The sequence below is a fragment of the Phocaeicola plebeius DSM 17135 genome (genome assembly GCF_000187895.1).
GTDB classification, from domain to species: Bacteria; Bacteroidota; Bacteroidia; order Bacteroidales; family Bacteroidaceae; genus Phocaeicola; species Phocaeicola plebeius.
The window spans coordinates 298,225-322,265 of sequence record NZ_DS990119.1; the positions used below are offsets into that span (position 1 = coordinate 298,225).

Sequence of the window (24,041 nt, forward strand, 5' to 3'; positions counted from 1 at the left end):
AATACTCTTTTATTTCTTTTTCTCCCAAGGGAAAGACTTTATGCCATTAGGTCTGTAAACCGGTAAGATGTTTCCGGTTTCTTTTGCTCTTTTCACCTTCTTCTGATAGTCTGCAAAAGTCTCATCCGGCGTCCAGTACCAGGGATGGGGAGTAAAGGAAGAATCCATAATCCGGATGGCTTCTTTCACTATTTCCGGATAATTGAAAGCCAAATCTCTTTCCCAGTAAGTATCTTCTTCCGTCAGATACAACTCTACCGGAGAGTTCTTGTCTGCTCTGTATGCCGAGAAAGCTCCCATTCTGACACCTTGTTCTTTACCTCTGGAGAAATACAGATACTTATGTCCCGTATAGTTTTCTTTTTCTCCTTTCAGCAATGGAAGAAGGGAAATACCATCGGTTCTTCTGGCATGCGGATCAAGTCCGGCAATTTCTGCAGCTGTGGGGAAAAAGTCGGGCAGCCACACCGGAGTGCTGATAACCTCCGGCTTGAACTTCGACGGACAGGATACGAAGAAGGGCACACGCAGGCCTCCTTCCTGTGCCGTAAATTTTCCGCCCCTGAACGGTCCTTTATTCCTCAGCCAAGGGTCGTCCGGCCAGGAAGGTCCGTTTCCTCTTTCGGTATAACCGCACATGGAATAACCGTTGTCGGACGCGAAGAAGATAATGGTATTTTCATATTGTCCCGTTTGTTTTAGATACGCCACCAGTTTCCCTACAAAAGAATCCAGCTTCATAACCATGGCTGCCCATTCCCGAGAAAGCTGATTCACTTCCGGATGGTCCTTCATTTCACCCAACTCATCCACGATTACCGGACCATGCGGCAACTGCGTGGCATAATACAGGAAGAAAGGTGATTTATCTTTCGCTTCCGTCTGTCGCTTCAGAAAATTCATGGCTGCTTTCTCCATCTCATTCTCTGAATACGCATAGCCATACGGGTCCTTCAGTTCGCTGATATACAGACAACCGTCTTTATCATACGTATTTTGTGCCTTGTTACCTTTATAATCATATCTCCGGGCCATTTCAAATCCCTTATTTTGCGGATACATCACTTTCCGGTCATTCTCGTACAGATAGTCCGGGATATAGGTATGTGCCTCGGTCTGGTCATAAAAACCAAAACAATAATCGAAACCCTGTTTGTAAGGCACTCCCTCAGTTCCCTGCAGACCGATTCCCCATTTACCGACAAAGGCTGTGTGATAACCGGCTTCTTTCAGTACTTCTGCCACCGTCACATCACTGTCTAAAATATTATCCTGCCCACGTGCGCTGGAGTTCATCCGGACAGAAGAGTGGCCGGTGTGCAAGCCGGTAAGCATACAGCACCGAGACGGAGCCGACTCTGGCGCAGCCGCGTATGCCTGACTGAAACGTACTCCCTGCATGGCAAGGCTGTCCAGATGAGGAGTGCTGTATCGCTGTTGTCCATAACAGCTCAAGTCACGATAACTCATATCATCGGCCAGCACAAAGATGATATTGGGTTTCTCCGTTTTATGTGCTTCCTGCCCGTTCGCAAACAGAGGAGTAAAGAGGGATACCAGTGGAAGCATCCCTCTCAAACTATATGTTTTCATACCTATTGACATTTTACTTACCTTCATAATCAAACCAGTCAAACCATACCTTGCTCTTCGAAGATTTTCCATTGGAAGTAGCGTACATACCTACATACGGACCGTTAAATCCGCCGCTCACTTTCTCATCAGAGATAATGGAAAGCGGTTGTGCTACTCCCATATCGGTAAGTGCATCCTCCGATTCTCCATAGTAGAAGCGCATGTCTTTTCCATCAGATACAATCCGGAGCACCACTTCTGCTTTCTTGTAAGGAACACGTGCCAACTCTTTCTTGCCTGCCCGAGTAGTCGATACCAGTACCAGCTCGTTTCCAGACTTGATGAACTGCACATGGCCGTTGCTTACACGATACACAATCATACCAGCCTGCTCGTTAGATTTTCGGGAAGTGAATTTCATCTTGGCCGATGCCGTAAAAGCAATATGTTCTATACGACGTGCCACAAGAGAAGGATTTACCAGGCTGTCGGCCACTTGCGGACGCAGTTCCAATGCCAGGTGTCCGTCCTTCAATTCATACCATTTCTCCATCGGCGTACGAAGGAAATTCCATTCCAGTGCCAGCTTGTCTGCATCGAAGTTGTCTCTGACAGGAGTTTTCTCTACCGGCGACCAAGGCAGATTCGGACGTTTGCACACTTCGGGCACACCGCCTTTTCCCGGATTAAAGATCGGAGTTTCCCATTTCATACCTTCCAGTTTCTGAAACTCTACCGGAGTGAGAAAGGTTTCACGAGCTAGATAGGTATATCCGTCAAAATGACGTTTAGCCAATGACACAGCCCACCACTCGCCATTCTGTGTCTGTACCAGGTCGGCATGTCCTACTGAATGAATGTAACTGTCCTTACCCAAATGACGGTGAGTCAGCACCGGATTGGCATGGTCTGGAATATAAGGCCCCCAGATACTGTCACTATGGAACACGGTAACCGAGTGAAAATAGCCGGTACCCCCTTCTGCCACCAGCAACATGTATTTCCCGTTAATCTTGTAAATGTGTGGTCCTTCTGTCCAGCGGGCATTGGAAGCATGTCCGTGCGTAAGCTGTACACGTTTTCCCACCAACTTACCTTGTTTGGTATCCAGTTCCTGCATCCAGGCTCCATTTTTATCGGGCCAGTCACTTTTTCTCGACATATTTCCATGTCCCACATAATAGCACTTCCCGTCTTCATCCCAGAACAAAGAAGGGTCTATTCCTTGAGAATGGAGCCACACCGGGTCACTCCATGGTCCGGCAGGATCTTTGGCTGTGATATAGAAGTTGCCGCCACACTGCACACAGGTAGTAATCAAGTAGAACAATCCGTCATGATGGCGAATTGTCACGGCATAAATTCCTCTTGAGTCCTGAAGACCATCGGCAAATTGCATCTGTTCTGGACGGGTAATGCCATAGCCTATCAGTTTCCAATTAATAAGATCCTTACTTTTATAGATTGGAATGCCGGGGAACCATTCAAAAGAAGAATTCACCATGTAATACTCATCCCCTACCCGGCAAATCGAAGGATCCGGATGAAAACCGGACAATATCGGGTTTTTGAAAGTCGCATTCTCTGCACATAAGGAAGCTATGGCAAGGACTACGCTCATAGCAAACAAGACTAGTTTTCTCATACAAATTTAAGATTTTTAATTTCAACGCTACGAAATTAGGGTATTCCACTGAATCCGATTATCTCATTTGTACAGGAATCTATTCCATTTATGCAGAAAAAGACCATTTCAAGTTTCCTTGAAACAGCCTTTTTCTTAATTAATCAAAAAGAAAGTATTATTACTCAGCGGCAATAATCGGAGTAAATGTTTCATACTTTACATTGTTGTTTCTGAAAACCAATGTATCCTGGAACTGATAGTTTTCTCCGTTCAGATTTTCCACAACGTAATCAAGTGTCATGGTCAGGTGAGGTGTTTCTTCTCCAGTCTGAGGATCCACCAGCCAGGAGCCATGTTCTTTTGCAAACTGTGTGGTAGAATCATAATATTTTCCCGTACCAGAAACTCTATAGTCTGATCCTTTAGGAGCTGATACTGTAATAGTGCCTTCTCCATTTTCTTTTTCGGTAAAATCCAGAATCGTTTGATACTTGCTTCCATCCTGCCATTCACCCATTCGGTCGTAAGTCGAACGATTACGCAACAGTGTAGCTACATTGGCAGTTTGTCCTTCTTCAAATTCATCATAAGCAAATTCCTTTTCAAGCGCATATTCACCATTTGCTTCCATCTTAAACTGTTTTCCTCTGTGGAAGAAAACTCCATCCAGCATATTGATATACTTTACGCCAAACAAGGTAAAGAAACGAGGCTGATCTGTTGAAGACCATTGAGAAGCATCAAAGATATTTGCATTTTCTACCGTTGGTGTTCCCCACAGAATCTTCGGACAAGAAGAGTCTGTAATTCGGATTGGCAACACATAGTTGAACTTACAAGCATTTTCATCTTCAAAGAAAGCATCCGATAAGTTTACACGAATCAATCCATTGAAGCTTCCCTTCGGAATCACTACCGTATTTTCCGGTTCCAGTGTATAATAATACTCCGGAAGCACCTTCACTGTTACTTCTTCACCTTCTGCATTAGTGGCTTTCATGCCTTCAGGTATCAATGACGGATCTACTTCATAATCTACCGTCCAAGAGGTTTCATTTGAATAACCGCCCCCCACACAAACACCTACATGAAATGCATTTTCCAAATCCACAGAATTATCCAGCCGAGTTTCTCCCAGCACAAGCGTTCTCACCGGATACTGAATCGGGAAATAAATAGCTTGTTCCTGACTGCTTTCAAATTCATGAGATTGGTTCTTACAGCTTCCCAGCATCGCTGCAATTCCCAATAAAGACACAATATATAAATTCTTCATAAGACTTATTTATTTATAAGTTAGCACATTTATTCCCACCCTTTGTTCTGTATCAAATCGTATTTCTGAGTTTCTGAATAAGGTATCGGTGCATAAATCATATAATCCTCATACTTTCTCACTTCTACTGAAGGTATCTCACGCATAGTAGATGCATCGTATCCCTTTACACTCTCGTTCATTCGTGAAAGGTCCATCCAACGGCGCAAATCCCAGAAACGGAATCCCTCAAAACACAACTCAATTCGTCTTTCATTCTTAATCAATTCAGCCAATCCTGTCTGATCAAGTGAATTCACATAAGCTTCATTAGTAATTCCCGCTCTCTTGCGAAGGGCATTGATTACCTGACGAGCTGTAAATCCACCAATTTCTCCTGTCGGTCCTACGGCAGCATTCGCAGCTTCTGCAAAGTTAAGCAACACCTCCGTATAACGCATACGCACATGGTAATGCGGCGTAGTAATCACACTTCCCACTTTCAAGGAAACCGCCTCGTCCAGTAATTTCTTCATGTAATATCCCGTGCGAGTGGACGTAGTTTTTGCGCCAATTTTGTCGTCTCCTGTTTCCATATTCAATGTCACATTATTGGCACCTGCCACTTTAGAACCATTGTGATAGATATACAAGTCCAAACGGGAATCACGATTTGCATACGGATCAGCCGGATTATACACTGTAGACGGATCGGTAATAGGATATCCATTCTTATCGGGGAAAGAATTCACCAGATTCTGCGAAGGATTAATTTCTCCTTTTCCAAACAAAGAAGGAGGAAACATCCGGCTCTCTCTGTTAGATGAATTGCCAATGGAAGAATACCACAACACCTCCTTACAGGTATTCAGATACTCTTTATCCGTATCTTTTGTTCCCAGATTATAAAACGTAAGTCCTCTGGTGTCAGCCAGGTTATCCAGCTTTCCGTTTGCATTCATCACGGCAGCTGCAGCTTCGGCAGCCTGCTCCATGGTATAACCACTTTTTGCAAAAGCCTTACTGGCGGCAGTCAACAATACCCTAGCCTTCAGTGCCATTACAGACAACCCATTCATTCTATTGATATTAGTAGACCCCATTACACGATTATCACCCTCCCATTTAAGAGGCAATGTTTTTAAAGCTTCATCACAATCAGCCAAAATCTGCTTTACACAATCAGCGTATGAGTCTCTCGGAAGCTTGGCAGCCTCCACTTCCTGTATGGTAGAGGTCACTATCGGGAATCCCCACAAATTTCCTTCATTATCCTCTCCACCATAAATAGTGAGTAACTTGGCCTGCCACCATGCTCGCAAAGCGTAGGCCTCTCCTCTCAAACGGTCCTGATATTGCTGCTTAACAGTCTCATCACTTAGCGGAGCAAAATCTACTTTTTCCATATTTTCCAGAAAGTCATTCACATGCAAAATGGCCTGGAAAGCATTCTTATATTCATTTCCGAACGGTGTGTTACGGGAGGTCCATCCTCCCGTAGCCATTGTCACCGTATTGTCTGTCACCAGATTGGTAGCCATGTCGTCTGTGCCATAATCATACTTCTCCGTATAATCATTCGGCAGCATATTATAAGCCTTCAGAAGCACCCCTTCTGCCAGTTTGGGATTGGCCCATACAATCTCATCATCATAACGTCCGTTTTGATTGTTCTCGTCCAGAAAGTCTGAACAAGAAACTAACCCCATGGCCAAAAACAGAACCGCATAGATTTTATTTATTTTCTTCATATCAGTAAGGTTATTAGAATGTAGCTACAAGTCCCAAAGCAAATACTCTATTCTGAGGAGCTGAACCTACATTTAGTTCAAGAATCTTTTTATCCTTTGCAATCATCAACAAGTTACTGCCACGCAAATAAGCCTGCAAACCTTTGATTGCAATATTTTCTTTCATTTTGAAGTTATAACTCAACTGTAAAGCCGACAACGAGAACTGACTTCTGTCGTACATCCAGAACGTAGAGTTCCGATAGTTGTTGTTACCATTTGTCAGTGTCAGTCTTGGATAAGTCGCATTGGCATCCGGCGCATCCGGGTTGTAAGCCTGTAAAGCATATTCACTATACTTCGCCTCATTACCTTTAAACCAATAATAATCACTGTTCATGAAACCTTTTCCACCAAATCCGCCGTTAGCCTGGATGTACAAACTCCAACGATCGTATGTAAAGTTCAGATTCAATGCCACAAAATGATTATTCCCACTTCTTCCCAACACATGCTGGTCATCTTCTGTAATAGATCCGTCGCCGTTGTAGTCTACATACTTGATGTCACCGGGGCGAACGGTTCCAAATGTGGTTTTAGGCAAACCTTCCACTAAGTTTCCACTTTCATCAAAGTCTTCTTCAGAATACAAACGATCGGCTTCATAACCAATCAGTGCATTGGCATATGTTCCCACACGCGTCATGTGCTTATTGTAAGGAGAATCATATACCTGCTCTTCGTATTTCAGGATTTCAGAAGTAGTATACATGTAGTTCAAGCCAGCAGAAAGTGTAAACTTATTCCATTTTTCGGTATGGTTGATTCCCAGTTCTACACCCTGATATCTTGTAGAATTGTAATTTTCAAATACAGCTACATTACCTATTGTATAAGGTGTAGAATTCTTCATTTCAGTCAGCTGATCCTCGTAAGTACTATTAAAATAGGCTGCTTCCACCCAAGTACGTTTATCGAACAGATTAGCTTCAAACCCTACATTCAATTCCTTTCTCTGTTGCCAGGAATAAGTATTTCCCAATGAAGTGATTAACAAAGAGTTGTTCTTGTTTGCTCCATTGTTATAATTCCAGACATAAGAGCTGGAATAGTTGGAGTCATACAAAAAATATCCATCGTAGGTACCCAATGTCCAGTTATCATTCTTGATAATGCCGTAGGAGGCTCTTAATTTCAGGTAATTCATCCAGTCCACATCCTTCATGAAATCTTCCTGACTCATAATCCATCCCAATCCATAACTAGAGGAATATCCCCATCGGTCGTCCGGGCTCAATTTGTTGCTTCCTTGGTTCAGGCCGGCCACTTCTACAATGTATTTGTCATCATACATCAAATTGGCAGAGAAACCATAAGATAACTTCTTGACATCTTGTGCCACATTGTTGGCCCAATACTTCTTCATATTACCCAACAACAATGCCGATACATCAAACTTACCAAACCGTCTCTGGTAATTAAGTGTCAGGTGTGCCTGCATCTTTCTGCCGAAGTCCATGTTCTTATAGTCAATGGTCTGTGAAGTAGTAGTCTTGTCATTACCAATTTTTGTCACCGAAAAATTATTCTGCATATCCATATTTCCAATCTCATAAATGGCATACGAATTATTAATCAGCTGAAAATATTTGTTGGTAAACTCAAAACTGAACATTCCATTAGCAGTCAAACCCTTTGTAATACCGTTTAAGTCAAGGTCCATACCCGTACGGAACTGTACATAACGATCCATCTGTGTTACGTTACCTTTTTGGGTAAGATCTCCCAGCAGGTTGTCCTGATATACGGAAGTTCCTCCCAGCACATAACGGTCATTGATAGTCTTCACTCCTGTCAGTTCAGCCATGTTATTAATGCGGTCAGTAGGTATCAGCAAAGGGAAAGAATGAGGCAAATAAGAAGAAGCTTTTGTCCAGAAAGTCTCAGTCTCTACTCCATTATCATCATACGTAGATACATTCGGGGTATTTAGAATGTCAAATACCGCTGTAGCATCTACATTCATTCTCAACCACTTGGTTACATCAAAATCCACCTTACCTCGTACACTCAGCACATCCTGTACGTTACTGTCGGCAGCCTTAAACCATTGCTCATTGCGCTTCCAGCCCAGATTCATATAGTAACGCACCTTGTCATTACCACCCGATGCTTCACCATACACATTGCTGAAACTCACTACATCTTTTACAAATGCGTCTCCATAATAATCTACATCCGGATACAAGAACGGATCTACTTTATTCCGTGTATTACTAATCAGTTGGCTGGAATAAGGCAAAGCATTTTCAGAACCGCCATCATTCAGATATGCACGGTTATAGACCTCCATATAAGAAGCAGCATCAAGATATTTCGGATAGGCTATGGCCTGTTGCATACCATATTCTGCATTGAACTTCATCTTATTTTTCCCGAAATCTCCCTTCTTCGTGGTAATCAACACTACTCCGGTATCGGCATCAGCCCCATAAAGAACGCGTGAAACCGCATCCTTCAACACCGTAATCTGTTCTATTTCCAACAAATTAAGGTATGTAATATCTTTCACGACTCCGTCTACTACATAGATGACATTTCCCATACCATGAAGATTCACACCGGTAAGTCCTGTTATCTTATTCTGAAGTGCAGACTGTACATCCTGCCGGGAATCATATTTCAATACTTCATCCGGATTTACTACAGATACACTTCCTGTAGTCTGATTCAAGTCCATCTTCTGGTAAGCCAGGTTCACCACCCTGCCTGCCTCTTTATTATCTGTATCCTCTACCGGCAATGTATTCTGGGCAAAAAGTAAGTTTGCAGAGAATAAAGCCAGTAAAGAACTTATTGCTTTTCTATTTTTCATAACATATTACATTTTAAGTTTACTCCCATCCGGTGTTTTGCGGGAATTCAGGATACATTTTAGTCAAGTTCGTCGGGAAAGGCAACCAATAATGCTTCGGCGCATCAAAGGTGCGGTTCACCAAAGTACGACGTGCGAAATTTTTCCAGTCTTTAGTAAAATCAAGTGTCTGGATGGCTTCCTTACTCATTTTTTCACCTAGTTTATAACGACGGATGTCGTCCCAATATTGCCCTGCTTCAAAACAAAATTCTACGGCACGCTCATTCAGAATCATATTCATAAAACCATTATGATATCCTCCATTTGCATCTGTAGGATCTTGACCCGCACGTTCACGAACCTTATTTACAGCTGCAAGTGCTGAAATTCCACAAGGACCAATTATTGCATTGGCATTACCTTCGGACTGGAATACAGCTTCTGCATACAGTAAATAAACCTCTGCCAAACGCATCAAAGGTACCATCATACGGAAATTATTAAGTCTTGTACCATTATCCGTCTTATTACAGTTATATGGCCAGAATTTATGAATATAATAAGGAGTCTGGCAATTATCAGCACTTCTCGTCTTACCACCTGTGTACAAAGTCAATTGTGTTTTATCCCCAGGTTTATCTCTGTCTACATAAATAGCTTTACGGAAACGCGGATCACGATTATCCCACATTGTACATTTCTGTTCTCCATTTACCGTGTAAACTTCCCCGTCATACTTCTTGTCATACAACGTACCGTCATTCATTTCAAACAAATCCACATAATTCTGAGTAGGTGTACAGTTCACGGCATTTCCTCCATAAACAGAACTTTCCGGTAAGTGGATTCGACCAAGAGTATTGTTAATTAATCCATTACCCTTTAATGTGTTATACTTACCCCACAAAGTTTCTTTGCTCCAAGGAATAGTTGTACCATCCACAGTATAGAACATATCAGAATAATGATCCCAATCTAGCAAACCGTAAGCAGTCTTATTATCTTCTGCCATTTTGATGGCTTCAGAAGCCGCTTCGGCAGCTTCCTTCATTAACGCCTTATTAACCTCTGCAGGTTTCAAATCTGTAGGTGAAGTTCCTGAATACTGGCTCATCAATGGAGATGCGGCATATATCAGCGCTCTAGCTTTATATGCTAAAGCAGCCAAAGCCGTACAACGTCCTCTGTTAGCAACGTCATTGTCCCAAACAACAGGCAAAAGTTCTGAAGCTTCCTGCATATCTTCTGCTACTCTTACGGCACATGCCTGATAGCCGTAATATGTATTGCCATCTAATGCTGTATATTCTGCAAAACGAGGAAGTTTAAATTCATCTTCAAGCACCTTGTCCACATAGGGAATTGAGCCCCAAGCCGCAAGAATTTCCTGATGAAAAAACGCACGCATAAAAAGCAATTGACCTTTTATCTTATTCTTTTCCTCTTCCGTTCCTTTCATCAAATCGAAATTTTCAAGACCAATATTGGCTATACGTATAGCTTTCCATCCCACCCATATTCCAGGTGCCACTCCTTCACCATCTATATTATAATATCCTCTTGTTGTCAACGCCTTGTATAATCCTCTTACGGCATTATACCCTGTACTCCAGGTGGTAGTTCCGATAGTTTCACCTCCATAGCTCGCATCGTAACAGATATGATTGACTATCGGGTCTCTCACATACGGATACAACTGATCTACAAATCCCTGAAAATTATAGTAGTCACCAAAAATATCTTCTGTATTTTTATCTGCTTCTACCGGCACACTTAGATAATCTGTACATGAAGTTCCCATTAACAGAATCTGTGCACAAAAAAACAATGTATAGAATATTTTTCTCATAAGATAATTGTATTAAAAGCTAATATTAGCACCAAAGTTTATCTGTTTCGTATTCGGATAACTCTTTAACGCAAAGTTTGTTCCTTCAATATCCATCGGCAATGCACTCCAGAAGAAGAGATTGTTTCCATTCACGTACAAGCGTAAATTCGAAATGGACAGTTTATTTACCCAAGACTTAGGGAAAGTATAACTTAGTTCGGCTGTTTTCAAACGCAGGTAAGAACCATCATAGAAAACTGAACTTCCTGTAGGACTTTTTGCAGCCATACTCAATGCACGATAAGTTCCGTCTCCATGATATTCCGGAGTCCAGGTTTCATTCAAATTTCGTTCGTACACACAATCTGAATTAAAATCAAATTCTGCAATATCGTATGCATTGACTGATACATTATATGCCCCATAGAACTGACAGCTCAAACTCCATCCTTTATAGCTTACTCCCACAGAAAAGCTATAGGTGTTCTGCGGGTAAGTAGAATATCCCCACGGACATCCGTCGTTATCATTGATTATACCATCACCATTATAATCCAGCATTCTATACTGTCCAGGCAGCAAAGTGGCATTTGTGCTAGCATTCTCATACATTACACCGGTATACATATCATCCCAACTTTGGATAATTCCTGTAACCACCTGTGGCTTTATCTGTCCAATTGAATAGCCTGCAGCCTTCTGATAATCTGGTTTCAGTTCGGGATCTTCCTTGTAAACAATCTTATTTTTAGCTACCGTCCAGCTATAAGAGCCCCACACTCCCCAGTCTTTCCAGTTTTTCTGCATTTTGAATTCCAGTTCCGCACCATGAGAATCTACGCTACCCAGGTTGGCTGCCGGCGGAGTTTGTCCAAAGAAATCAGGAACACTTCGGTCATCAGCACCAATCAGCATATCATAACGATGCTCATTGAATATATCAATATTAGCTGTAATCAAGTTGTTAAACAACCCCAATTCAATACCATAGTTTTGTTTTCTGGCCTTTTCCCATCTTAAATCCGGATTACCCGGTGTACCTTCTGCAAAAATAGGATAAGGAGTTTTTGAAGGAGAAGGATATCCAAAATTTGGATACATACCTAATATGTCATCTACTTCATTCCAAGTGGTTACATACGGCCACTGTCCTACTCCCGGCAAATTGTCATTACCAACCAGACCGATAGAATATTTCAGTTTCAAATTAGAAACAAAAGGCAGATATTCTTTCATGAAATTCTCCTCACTTACTCGCCAGCCAAGGGCCAATGAGGGGAAGAAGTCAAATTTATGTCCCGGACCAAACTTCTCGGAGCCATTATATGCCGCATTGACTTCTGCTAAATATTTACCGTCATAATCGTATGTCACACGTCCTACCCAGTCTTCACGTTTACTTGGCCATACACTACCAGTAGCATATTCTTGACGACTAAACAATGCCAAAGCTCCTACATTGTGCACCCCAAAGCGTCGATTATAAGAAAGAGACATCTCATAATACATATTTCTTCGAGTTTGATTAGCCGTTGTTTCATTCAAGTACTCCGTAGAATAGCCCAACGGATCCGGATAAAAATCAAATCCATCACTACCTGTGTCCGGTATTTCATATACCCATTCTCCTTTATCCTTATCCCACATCTTTCTCATGTAGTTTGTCAACGGATCTGTAATCTGCTGTCCTAAAGAAGTAAAATAGTTATCAAAAGAGAAACGTCCTTTAAAACTCAATCCTTTTGTGATGAAATCCAGATTCTGCTGCAATTCAAAGTCGGTTGTAATAGAGGTACGGTTAGTCACCTTAGTACCATTAGCCATCATATAGAAATATCCGTTGAAACCTAAACGGTCAGATTCAGGATCATCCATACCATAAATACCATCATCATAAACCGGCAGAGGTGTGGACGGAGAATATTTATATACAGAATACCACATATTGTGAATACCGTTTGCAGGAGTCTGCTGCTTACCATAGTATCCGCTCAAATTCACTTTAAACTTCGTAGACTTTGTCAAATTAAAATCAAGATTCGTACGGAAGTTAAAACGGTCATATCGGAAAGCAGGACTATATCCACGTGAGTTGTCGCCGGTATCAAATATATCGCCATCATATATATAGCCCAACGAGGTAAAGTATTTTACGAAATCAGTACCTCCTGAAATATTGACATTATATTTGGTAGAATATGCCGCATCTTTCAACATGTAATCCTGCCAATCTACATTCGTATATTTGTCCGGTTCAAGCTGATTTCTATAAAGCTCAAGTTCATTCGCTGTCGTAAAGTACTTCCAATACTGATTCCCATACAAAGGCAACTCATTAACAATAGCATAATTACGCCCTACACGTCCGGTATAGGAATCCATAGGCTTTTCCACCTTTGACAAGGATTTAATAGCCACGTTCGCTTCAGCAGTTACTTTAGTTTTTCCTTTTTCGCCTCGTTTGGTGTTAATCAAGATAACTCCATTCGCACCTTTCACACCAAACACAGCCGTAGCCGAAGCATCTTTCAACACTGAAAAACTCTCGATTTCATTTACATCAATGTCATTCATGGAACGTTCCATACCATCGACCAGAATAAGTGGTTGTGCATTATTCCAGGTATTCATACCACGAATCAGGATTTGTGAATCTTTTCCATATTCACCACCTCCACCCGGATTACCATTCGAAGTCATTACAGTTACTCCAGGCATAGCGCCACTTAGCGCATCAGTCAAATTAGATACTGCCCCTTTTGATTTCAATTTATCACCGGTCACTTGGGCAATAGAACCAACTACACTTTCCTTTTTCTGTTGTCCATAACCTACTACTACCACTTCTTCGAGCACTTCCGAACTTTCCTTCATCACCACTTTGATTACACCAGATTGTACTTTTACTACCTGATCATCAAAGCCGATATAGGATATTCTGATTTTCGCATCCTTTCCAGATACTTTTAAAGTAAAGTTACCGTCAAAATCTGTAATCGTACCGTTTGTTGTACCTTCTTCCAGCACATTCACCCCTATCAGAGTTTCTCCGTTTTGGTCGAGTACTACTCCTTTCACCACCAATCCATCCTGTTGAATAGAAGAAATCAATGGAGAGGCACTGGCATTCAAACTTCCTCCGCCTAAAGAAAACATCATCATTGCCATAAGCGAATATCTCCTCGGAAAGCGGAAGCCTATCAATCTTTTTTTTGTTTCCATAATATTAATCATTCTTTACCCAAACACCGGCTGTCTGTTTACCGCAAAAGTAGCCCAGACGCCGGAGTTGGATTATTTATTTTATACACACTTTTTGTCTTCTTGTTCAAAACACGAACTAAAATCACTCAAAAACGATATTCTGTGTGGTTTTTGAATCAATAGTGAACCAATTATCCTTATTCTCGTTCGTAAGTTTAACATCACCAATCATGACGTTACGGAAAGTAATATCTCTTACCCACCAGGTAGAATTTGCGACATCTTTAACAGCATTTTCTGCTCCTCGTATAATATTCTTTGAGCCTTCCTGGTGTGCATTGATAAATATGTCTTCAAACAGCACATCTCCCATCCAGCCTAACTCACTTTCATTCGTCAGCTGACCAACACCATTTGAATTAGGTTTAAGATTAACAAAACCAGGAATTTTACCTTCAAAACGTATATTCTTGAATGTCGTAGTTCTAGCCCCTGCTGGCGGATTGTAAGAATAGTCATTTTGAGACATTAACAATCCCTTGTTATTAAGCAAACTAAACCATTCCGGATAAATAATGTCTATATTCTCTACGTGCGATCCTCCTATATCAATGCCAGCCCATCCATTAGTCATGATACTGCCATTCCATGCTGGCCACAACACACAATCAGACACATTCAATGAATAATTATAAAAGAAATCATCACATGCTCTCAAGAAGCAATTGGTTATCGTTGAGTTATTTCCTGGTCTGAATCCGTCGTTATTGGCATGCCAGCCCAACATTTTTACATTCTCGAAGGTACAGTCATTTCTGGAAACAATTCCATGATTAGGAGATTCCATAATCATAATACCACTAAAGACTGTATTCACTCCTCCAGTTACAAGTTCTTTTAACCGGCCGTCTTCCTCACTTGCTCCAGGCATCCAAGTATATTGACGACCGGAAAGAATACCTCTTCCATAAAAACGCTGATTAGTGTCTCCATAGTTTCTTCTCAGAATATGTCCTTCAACAAAGGCTCCACCGGCAAGATACAACTGCTGATTAGAGGTCAGTGTCAGTCCACCTTCTGAGTTTATCATATTTCCTGTCGGATTATTCTTCAAATTATAATAACCAGGCTTAAAATAAATCACGTCCGCAGCAGAAAGTTCCGCATCACTTACTTCATCAGAATAATACACTACGTTCTGAGTCGCAGGATTAGGCTTAACTGTCTCTGCTGGATCTACGAATATCATCAGCATGTCTTTTATCCATTCGTAGTTCTCATTGTATTTCACTTTATTCTCCGGTGAGTCAAAGTTTACTGCAATATAACGATTTGCCTTATCCACTGTAAAGACTACAGAGTTTCCAGAATTTTCTGCATTTATTCCATAACTTTTTGGAGCCAGTTCTGGATTTGTATACCCGTCTTTACTTACTACACGGAAAGTAAGCGACTTACCATTTGTTTCATCGTATGACACATTCACAAATGAAAAAGTTCTTAACTTTGTTTTAGCTGCTTGAGGATCTTCACCCGGGGTTCCATCTGTCTGTATATTATTTACAATCGGATCAGACTGAAGTACTTCCAGAGGTTTTTCTTCCTCTCCCTCCAATGTTACATACACTTCATAGTGTGTAGAAATTTTAGCTTGTCCTTCTTCTGTAGGCCAGTCATAGGTAGCCAGTACCTCTACCGGTTCCTTTTCTCCCTTTCCCGAGGTATTTCCTTCCAATGTAGATATATAGTCATCAATTAATGAATCATTACACGATAAAAAGAATGGTACAGCCAAGAGAGTCAATATATTAAAATTATAAATTCTCATGAGATGTGTTTTTTTAGATTACACTTAGTATATGGAGTATACACATTTCATTCAGGTGTACACTCCATAAAATTTTAATTAATAGATTTATTGTACTATTACTGTTGAAGGGAAATATTTCTTCATTTCTTCCACAGTAACCTTAGATTGATCTGCTGCCTTAAAAGCAGACTTGATGTCATCTACTTTTACCGTTCCTGTAATAGATGTTCCTGCAAAATTTAATTTTCCAGCTTGCATAGTGCCATCCACCTCCAAATAGTCGGTATTAATTTCCCCGTCAATAGTCTTGCTATTTTGGAATAATACATTCACCACTTTATTATTCAAATTGGACAAAATAAAGTTGATGTCCATATCAAAACTATGATTATTAAATGAAAGATATTTTAATCTTTGGAGAATCAAGGGATGAATACTGCCTGTTAATGCGAATCCACAATTAGCTGTATTATTTACCTGAAATTTAGCTAAGGATTTATTCATCAGACATTCCTCAGGAATCTGGCCTCCAACTGTACTTCCGGAAGCATCCAATTTAAAGTCAGTAACAACACCTGTAGCATTTACAGCATTTATTCCAGCTTGTCCCTTAGCCAAAACAACTTCCTCATTTAGCCATGCAATATCACTGCCGTCTGCATTATAACCTTTCCAGTTTTCACCTCCCATTGCATGATACATTGCACGAAGGATACCTACCTGAGTCAATTTTAATTTCCATGTAGAAGGATCAGGTCCTGTATAACGTACTGCTTTAGTAGCATCATAAGAGATATCTGCATTATCACCTTTTTGTGGATATATATTTTGCATTGCGGCCCAGTCACGATAATGTGGATGATTTACTAAATCACTCGGGAATGTTCCGGATATGTTATTTCCACTTAGTTTAAATGACTTCAACTCTTTTAGATTCTTAAATTCTACCGGAATTGCAGGAGTATATGCCTTAGTTCCATCGGGGTGTGTAACATCCTCCAGGCCAAGGGTTGCCTTCAAGTCATTATTCGATAAATCAAGCACTCTCAAAGAAGTAAACTGTCCAATTGCTGCAGGGATATAACCATTAAGCCCTTTACTTGCAAGACTAAGTTCAACCAGTTTACCTGCTTCAAACTTAACGCCAGTCCATTTGTTATAATCAGCCTCTTCAGACCAATTCAAAGCACCAGCATTATTACCTTCCAGTTCTGTTTCCAACTCTTTTAACTTACCCACTTCTTCCGGCATTTCTCCTTTATCTTGCTGTACAGAGATTTTCAAAGCCGTTGCAGATTTATCACTAAAAGTTACCGTAAATGAAGCTTCACGACCCGCATTCATATCATCATTCGGCTCTACAATGACTTTCACTTCTACTGACTCTAAAGAAGCTTCACCCGCTGACGGCTCAAATTTCAACCAGGCTGCATCATTAGCAGGCGTAATTGTCCAGTCTGCATTCGCCAAAAGTGTAATGGTATGAGTTTCTCCGGCCCCGTCAAGTCCAGTCACACCTGTTTGATTGTTTAATTCCGAATCTCCATCTTTTATTGCATAATTCAAAGCTGCTGCAGCCTGAGTCACGGTATACTGAAACGATGTACCTTCCGGAACACGCACTTCAAATTTTCCAGTACGCTCTTTTGCAAACTGATTCTTTTCAACATTTACATCAATAGGAAGATTTTCTCCTTTTTCACCCACTTCCGGACCTACATTAATCCAAGAATCGGCTTCATTCACGGTTTTTACTGTCCACTCAATGTTAGAAGTAGCTGTGAAAGCCTTTACATTCAAATCTGGGGATAACAAATTACCCTCCTGATCAAAACTAAACACCGTTTCAGCCTCATAAGAAGGTTCCAGGCGAATTTCATCTTCCAGATGAATGACTGTAACAGGATATTTTCTGCCGGAAGCATTAAAAATAAACTTGGAATACACCTTTTCAGTCGATGTATTTCCCTTATTGGCTGTTACTGTGAGCGTAAAATCACCCGCAGTCCCGCTCATTGGTTCTACAGAGAAAAAATCACCTTCTTCTACTTCAATCGTCCAGTCTGCATCGGACGAACCGTTCAGCGTTGCAGAAGAGCCCTGAGATCTACCTAATTTAGCCTGAGAATAGTCGAATCTGACATTAACCCCTTGAGGAGTGTTTCCTCCGTCAAGAGGCGAATCATCATCCTTGCATGAAAACATGCAGGCCACCAGTCCCATGAAAAAAATTGATTTGAAAAATGTTTTGTTCATGATCACATGTTTTTTAGTTATTACATAGTATTAACGAGTTCTTTCGATGTGCAAAGAAATGCCAAATACCATAAACGAATTTGTTCATTCATCCGCACTATTGTTCCATTTGTACAGAGGGCCTTATCCCCTTACAAAGCCCTCTGTAGCGTACTTTATTCAACATTTCCCGCAAAGAAGCTGCACGCTGAAATCTGGACATTGCCCCCTACAGCTTTTAAGAAAATAGTCTGTTTTCCATTGGCATCGATAAGAGAAGTATCCACATAGCCGTCTTTTTTCACGAGCAACGTACCCAGCAGTTTTCCATCGGTTGCCCCTGTGCGTACTTCTATTTTCAAAGGAGCTGTCACTCCGGAAACTTCCGCACTGAAATAATAATAACCCGTACCCAGATTGACATTGGAAACCGATGCAGATTCACCATCCGCAAGCGATGCCTGCTTCAAAGAAAGATTCACCACAGCCGGCTGATTGATTTTCACCGCAGCAACTCCCTCAATGGTTTGCTTCACCGGCACGATGCTTCCGTTTTTCCTGTAATTCAATTCGTCTATGCACACAGAGCGCTGTGTCCAGGTGCCCGGTCCCTGAAAACGGTCCTGACGCCAGGAAGAAAGAGCTGATGTATGATAAAACAAATATTCCTGACCATGATATTCTACAATACCTCCGTGGTTCGACTGTGTCAAACGCCAAGGCACATAGTCATATCCCGGCAAATTCGGACCATTTTTCACACCTACTCCCAACTCGTAGTTCATCACTCCTCCATATTTGAAGGGCCCCATAGGAGAATCACCTACAGAATAAGCCAGTTCAGAAGGCTTACGGTTCGGGTCATCCGGATGATTCTTGTCAATTTTATTGCCGTATTTTGTATGATACGAAAGATAGTACTTTCCGTCGTGCTTGTTCATCCAGATGGCTTCCATAAAGCGGTCTGTATCGACTTCCAGTTTCACTGGTTTTCCGACAAACTCATACATGTTGTCTTTCAACTGCGCAGCCATGTGACTGCCCCAGTACAGGTAAATCTTGCCATCTGTATCGCGGAACACCGCCGGGTCAATTCCTCTTGTTTCCTTTATTTGAGGAGTCAGCACCTTGAAACGTTCGGTCAGCGAGTTGCTTTCCGCAACTGCCAGATAAGCTGTTACTTTGCGTTTTTCCTGTGAAGACTCCGCTCCATGCTGAATGCGAATAGGAATATACAGATAATACTTACCGTCTTTATAGATAAAGTCAGGTGCCCATACTGCCCACTTGTCTGAAGCCGGCGCATCCTTCGGACGAATATCGTTCACGTGGAAAATCTCTCCATGATCAGTCCAGTTCACCATATCGGACGAAGAAAAAGCATGATAGCAATGCATCGTAGAATATCCGCCTCCATTCTCGTGGTCTACTGAGGTAATCATCCATACCCGTCCGTCGGGCATCACATGTGGAGCTGCATCGGCAGTATACATGTGACGTATCACCGGATTACCGTAAGGATAAGGGTCGGTGTTTACATTCTTCTTTACTTGTGCGCCCATAGAACCAGCCAAAGCCATGCACACGGACAAAAATAAAAATCGTTTTTTCATTGATTAATGTTTAAATGGTATTTAAAAGATAATTGAATTCATTCTGAACCTTTTCCGGCAGCCACATCTGAACGCTTCAGCAGTTCTGCCCGGATAGCAGCAGCTTCCTGAAAGAATTTCTTTTCATTGGCTTTTTCCACTTCCGGATTGTTTGTTCCATCAGAAGCCACATCACAAAGCGAAACTCCCCACCGTCCTAACAACACATAATAGGTGGCGCTATCGGAATCATCCACCGTATTAAATGCATATTTCCCAGTGGCAAAGATTTTACCCAAATGACTTTTGTGGAACTGATTGAAATAGTTTTTTCCTCGTGGACTGCCACTCACAATGCCGTGCTGTCCGATAGCACCTAACTCATAAAACAAGATTTTTCCCTCTGCGGCCATCGCTTTCAAATAACTGCATGCCGAAGCATCATCTCTGCAATTGGCTACATTCTCCGGATGTTCCGGACTGCCTTGGTGCAAAGAAGAATCCGTCCAATGAGCAATAAAACGGACTTTCTTCAGCAAATAGGCACGCCCGGAATGAAGACAGGCATTGACCAGGATGGCCGGTTCGGTCAAAGAACCCCAGCAAAGCACGTTCACCGTATCTTTTTCATGCTGCAACAAATCTAAAAGAGAAGTAACTGTAGGATAACGGTCGAGGATTTTCGCATAATCTTTCTTGTAATCAAAGCGCTCCGCACTCTCTTTGATACAACTTTGAGTAAACGAGATGGAATCTGGGAAATCGGGATATACTTTCTTAAGATTTACCACATCGGCTGCATAGGCTTCGCCCAAATAATGCTGTGCCCACTCTGCTTGATTACCGGACGTAGCATGTTGTTTCCGATGAGTACTGGCCACCACGATACCCCTCGTATCAAAACAATCAGCCAATAACAAATACCCGGCCATGGCCGAAATGTCGTCCGGATCATTCACCGTACCTTCTTTATTTGGTCCAGGAATGCTCTTATCAGACATATCAGTATAAATCCATACCACAGGCTTTCCTGTATCGGCATAAAGGGCGGAAGAGATTCCACTCAGACATACTGCCAGCCAAACTACCAGTTTATTCATAATCATTAAATCCAAGGTATTTATTATATTCAATGCATTCCTGTTCAATTATATCCAGCGATGAAGTCAATCTTTTTCCCTTACGAGTTTTCACCGGTTTTTCATCTGCCGATTTGGAAATGTGAGACTTACCGATGCTAGGCACGTTCACTTTTGGAATGAAAGTTCTCAGATGTGCCTTTACATCAGCATACTTCTTATCTGCAGCCAGGTTCTTCCACTCCAAAGGATCGTGTTTGTGGTCATAAAGTTCTTCCGAACCATCCCGATAGATAATATAACGATAACGACCATCACAAATAGAGTGCTCGTTCTGTGCCAGTGTAGTAATGGCCGGCTTCGTCCAATGTGCATTCGGATTCTGTAGTAAAGGGGTAATGTCATTACCTTCGTTCAGCGGATTAGCAGGTAAACCCGCCAGGGAAACCAGCGTTGGATACAAATCCAATAAACTGACCGGTTGTTTGCACACGCTTCCCGGCTTTGTTACGCCCGGAGCCACAATAATCATCGGCACATGGCAGGAACGGTCCCACAACGAGAATTTACGATAACGCATCTTTTCGCCCAGATGCCATCCATGGTCACCCCAGAACACCACAATGGTATTGTCTCTTTCCGGACTCTTTTCCAGCGCATCCACAATCTGACCAATGCAATCGTCTGCATAACTGATACAAGCCAGATAGGCACGAACCGCCTCTTTCTCCATGCCATACTTCTTCAGAATATTAAACTCATGCTCGGGCTTGTTATATCCAGTCATCGACAAAGCTCGTGGAGAAAGTTTTTCCATAGTTTCCATCGGGTCCTGCTTAGGTAACTGAATATCTTCGAGTTTGAAACGGTCAAAGTATTTCTGAGGTACATACCACGGAAGATGCGGACGGAAAATACCACAAGCCATAAAGAACGGTTTGTCATGTTTTTTCATGAGTTCTTGAGCAGCCCACTGCGCATTCAGGTAGTCGTTAGTTTTTGTTTCATCTACATCGACTCCCGCCCAGTCAAGCACCACAGCTCCTCCAGTGGTCTGCTTTTCCAATCCATTGGCTTGTTTTCCTTTCTGCCGAGGAGGATTCAGCGACAAACCACCTAAATTTTCCTGACTGTCCCACGACTGTGGGTCTCCCCAAGGCCCCATCGGCTGATGAAAAATCTTGCCGCGCGCCATCGAATAGTATCCATGATTCGAAAAATACTTCGGCAAAGTCACAGCATCCTTCAATACCGGAGATTCACGCATAAATTCGGCATTCCCATAAACTCCGGTAGTAGAAGTACGAAAACCGGAAAGAAGTGCGGCACGTGAAGCATTGGAAACCGGAGCCGCACAATAAGCCGACTCAAACACCATTCCCATGGCAGCCAGACGATCCATATTGGGTGTACGGGTATTAGGATGTCCTTTCAAGAATCCCACCCAGTCATTCAAATCATCCACTGCAATAAAAAGCACATTCTTCGGCTTTTCACTCTGCGCTTGCATCCATGCCGGCATCAGCGTGGCTGCAATTCCTATCAGCAAATTCTTGTTCATTGTAATACTTTTAATTGGTTACTTATTTAAATGTGACGTATCTACATCCGACTGAAAAATCCATCCTGGGAATCTCAGCTTCTCTCCTTTCTGCAAACGGTTATAATAATCCCGGTGATTTTTGTCGCAATAGGGCATGCGCTCATAATAACCGGCATCACCCTCCATGCGATGGTCCCCCTGAGATTTCAATTCCTCAAACATCTGTTTCCGGAGTTTATCGGCCACTTTTCGTCCTTCGTCCGAGGAAATCAGGTTGTGCATGCAGTCAGGGTCTTTTACAATGTCATAAAGTTCCTCTTGCGGACGCTTCCCAAAATTCAGGCTCCAGAACTTATGCGTCTCTGTTCTACCATCTTTTATCAATTCTGTCTTAATGGCTCCTCCGTCACAGTTCAGATAACCTGTTTCTGGATTGCCTGCCGGCCAGCGGTCTGGCTCGAAATTATAGACATAGAGATACCGCTCGGTTACGATTCCCCGGATAGGATAACCGGCATCATCAGGACGACCTATATCGTGCCGTTCCTTCCCTATCAGCACATGATTACGGGATGAGTCATATTTGCTTTTTCCTGATTTTATCAACGAAAGCATACTTCTGCCTTCTATCTGCTGCATACCTTTTGCCTCACCGTCTATTCCTGCTACCTCCAAAAAAGTAGGTGCCAGGTCGATGAAATTGACAAAATCAAAATTCTTCACTCCCTTCTGTGGAATCCCATTAGGCCAGTACACCAGCATCGGCAAATGGTTGGAGATATGATACGCCTGTCCTTTTATACGCGGGAAAGGCATGCCGTTATCAGCCGTCACCACGATAATGGTGTTATCCAGCAACCCCTCTGCCTTCAACTTTTCTACCATCTTTCCCAAGTGGGCATCAAAATGCTCCAGTTCAAAAGCAAAATCGAGCATGTCATTCCGCGTTTCTTCACAATCGGGCCAGTAAGGTGGAACCCGGTCTATATCCGTAGTACGGTAATTTCCTTTATTAACCCCACTTCCGTATTCATAGAAGCGGTGGGGTTCCAGCGACCCATACCAGAAAAAGAAAGGCTGCGATTTATCCCTCGTATCAATGAATTCCGCAAAGTTGGCTGCATAGTCAATATTCGAGATTTCCGGAGTGGCCGGAGTCAGTTTGATACGGTCGAATGACGGCCCTATCAGTTCACGTCTTTTCCCATTTATTTGTCCCGGATCGCCCGGTGCCCAACCTTTTCCTGTTTTAGCTACCACATAGCCATTTTCGCGCATTACCTCTGCAAATGTTTTAAACTGCGACGGCCAAAAGGCAAAATGATTACAGGCTGCTTCCAACTGCCAGGAATTTCGTCCTGTCAATATACACGAACGGCTGGGCCCACTCTTTGCATTACAGGTATAAGCATTCATGAACAGCGTACCTTGAGAAGCCAGTTGGTCTATGTGCGGAGTCCGTACCCACTTGCACCCGTATGCTCCCCAGAAAGGAAAAGACACATCATCGGCCAGACAAAACAAAATATTAGGACGAGCGTCTGTACGAGCAGACTCTGTACATTCCTTCCCATACATGTTTATTGCCGTACAAACAGCCACAGATGTCAACCAAAGTGTATTTTTCATATCGAAAGTCTATTAAACTCCCTCAAAAGTAGAAACGCGGCCATACAACTATTGTACGCCGCGTTCACAGTTTT

At 42.2% G+C, this 24,041-nt stretch carries 13 protein-coding genes; all 13 read right to left on the bottom strand.

Annotated elements, in window-relative coordinates; translation table 11 throughout:
• Window positions 1-9: 9 nt before the first annotated feature.
• A complete protein-coding gene (locus BACPLE_RS02490; protein ID WP_157131877.1) occupies window positions 10-1,593 on the bottom strand; it encodes an arylsulfatase in 1,584 nt (527 codons plus the stop codon).
• 13 nt (window positions 1,594-1,606) lie between these two features.
• Window positions 1,607-3,220, bottom strand: coding sequence for a glycoside hydrolase family 43 protein (locus BACPLE_RS02495; RefSeq protein WP_007558627.1), 1,614 nt, complete (start codon window positions 3,218-3,220; stop codon window positions 1,607-1,609).
• Between the two features lie 160 nt (window positions 3,221-3,380).
• Window positions 3,381-4,478: a DUF1735 domain-containing protein gene (locus BACPLE_RS02500; RefSeq protein ID WP_007558629.1), complete on the bottom strand. Its 1,098-nt coding sequence runs from the start codon at window positions 4,476-4,478 to the stop codon at window positions 3,381-3,383.
• A 29-nt stretch (window positions 4,479-4,507) separates the two neighbouring features.
• On the bottom strand, window positions 4,508-6,208 hold the full coding sequence (locus BACPLE_RS02505) for a RagB/SusD family nutrient uptake outer membrane protein (RefSeq protein ID WP_007558631.1): 1,701 nt from the start codon (window positions 6,206-6,208) through the stop codon (window positions 4,508-4,510).
• Window positions 6,209-6,221: 13 nt separating this feature from the next.
• Window positions 6,222-9,062 (bottom strand): SusC/RagA family TonB-linked outer membrane protein, encoded by a 2,841-nt coding sequence (locus BACPLE_RS02510; protein ID WP_007558633.1) that lies wholly within the window; start codon window positions 9,060-9,062, stop codon window positions 6,222-6,224.
• 19 nt (window positions 9,063-9,081) lie between these two features.
• Window positions 9,082-10,893, bottom strand: a complete 1,812-nt coding sequence (locus BACPLE_RS02515; RefSeq protein ID WP_007558635.1) for a RagB/SusD family nutrient uptake outer membrane protein — start codon at window positions 10,891-10,893, stop codon at window positions 9,082-9,084.
• Between the two features lie 12 nt (window positions 10,894-10,905).
• Window positions 10,906-14,097, bottom strand: coding sequence for a SusC/RagA family TonB-linked outer membrane protein (locus tag BACPLE_RS02520; RefSeq protein WP_040312387.1), 3,192 nt, complete (start codon window positions 14,095-14,097; stop codon window positions 10,906-10,908).
• 124 nt (window positions 14,098-14,221) lie between these two features.
• Window positions 14,222-15,907 carry a glycoside hydrolase family protein gene (locus BACPLE_RS02525; RefSeq protein ID WP_007558639.1) on the bottom strand — a complete coding sequence of 562 codons (1,686 nt, stop codon included), beginning with the start codon at window positions 15,905-15,907 and terminating at the stop codon, window positions 14,222-14,224.
• Window positions 15,908-15,994: 87 nt separating this feature from the next.
• Complete coding sequence (locus BACPLE_RS02530; protein ID WP_007558641.1) at window positions 15,995-18,145, bottom strand: BACON domain-containing protein; 2,151 nt, start codon at window positions 18,143-18,145, stop codon at window positions 15,995-15,997.
• A 155-nt stretch (window positions 18,146-18,300) separates the two neighbouring features.
• The gene (locus BACPLE_RS02535; protein WP_081458092.1) at window positions 18,301-19,737 is read right to left on the bottom strand and encodes a family 43 glycosylhydrolase; all 1,437 of its coding nucleotides are present in this window, start codon (window positions 19,735-19,737) and stop codon (window positions 18,301-18,303) included.
• Between the two features lie 38 nt (window positions 19,738-19,775).
• The gene (locus tag BACPLE_RS02540) at window positions 19,776-20,822 is read right to left on the bottom strand and encodes a nucleoside hydrolase-like domain-containing protein (RefSeq protein WP_007558644.1); all 1,047 of its coding nucleotides are present in this window, start codon (window positions 20,820-20,822) and stop codon (window positions 19,776-19,778) included.
• On the bottom strand, window positions 20,809-22,356 hold the full coding sequence (locus tag BACPLE_RS02545; RefSeq protein ID WP_007558646.1) for a sulfatase: 1,548 nt from the start codon (window positions 22,354-22,356) through the stop codon (window positions 20,809-20,811). Before BACPLE_RS02545 ends, BACPLE_RS02540 begins: the two co-directional genes overlap by 14 nt.
• A gap of 18 nt (window positions 22,357-22,374) precedes the next feature.
• Entirely contained in the window at window positions 22,375-23,967 is a 1,593-nt protein-coding gene (locus BACPLE_RS02550; protein WP_007558648.1) for a sulfatase family protein, read from the bottom strand.
• Window positions 23,968-24,041: the final 74 nt, after the last annotated feature.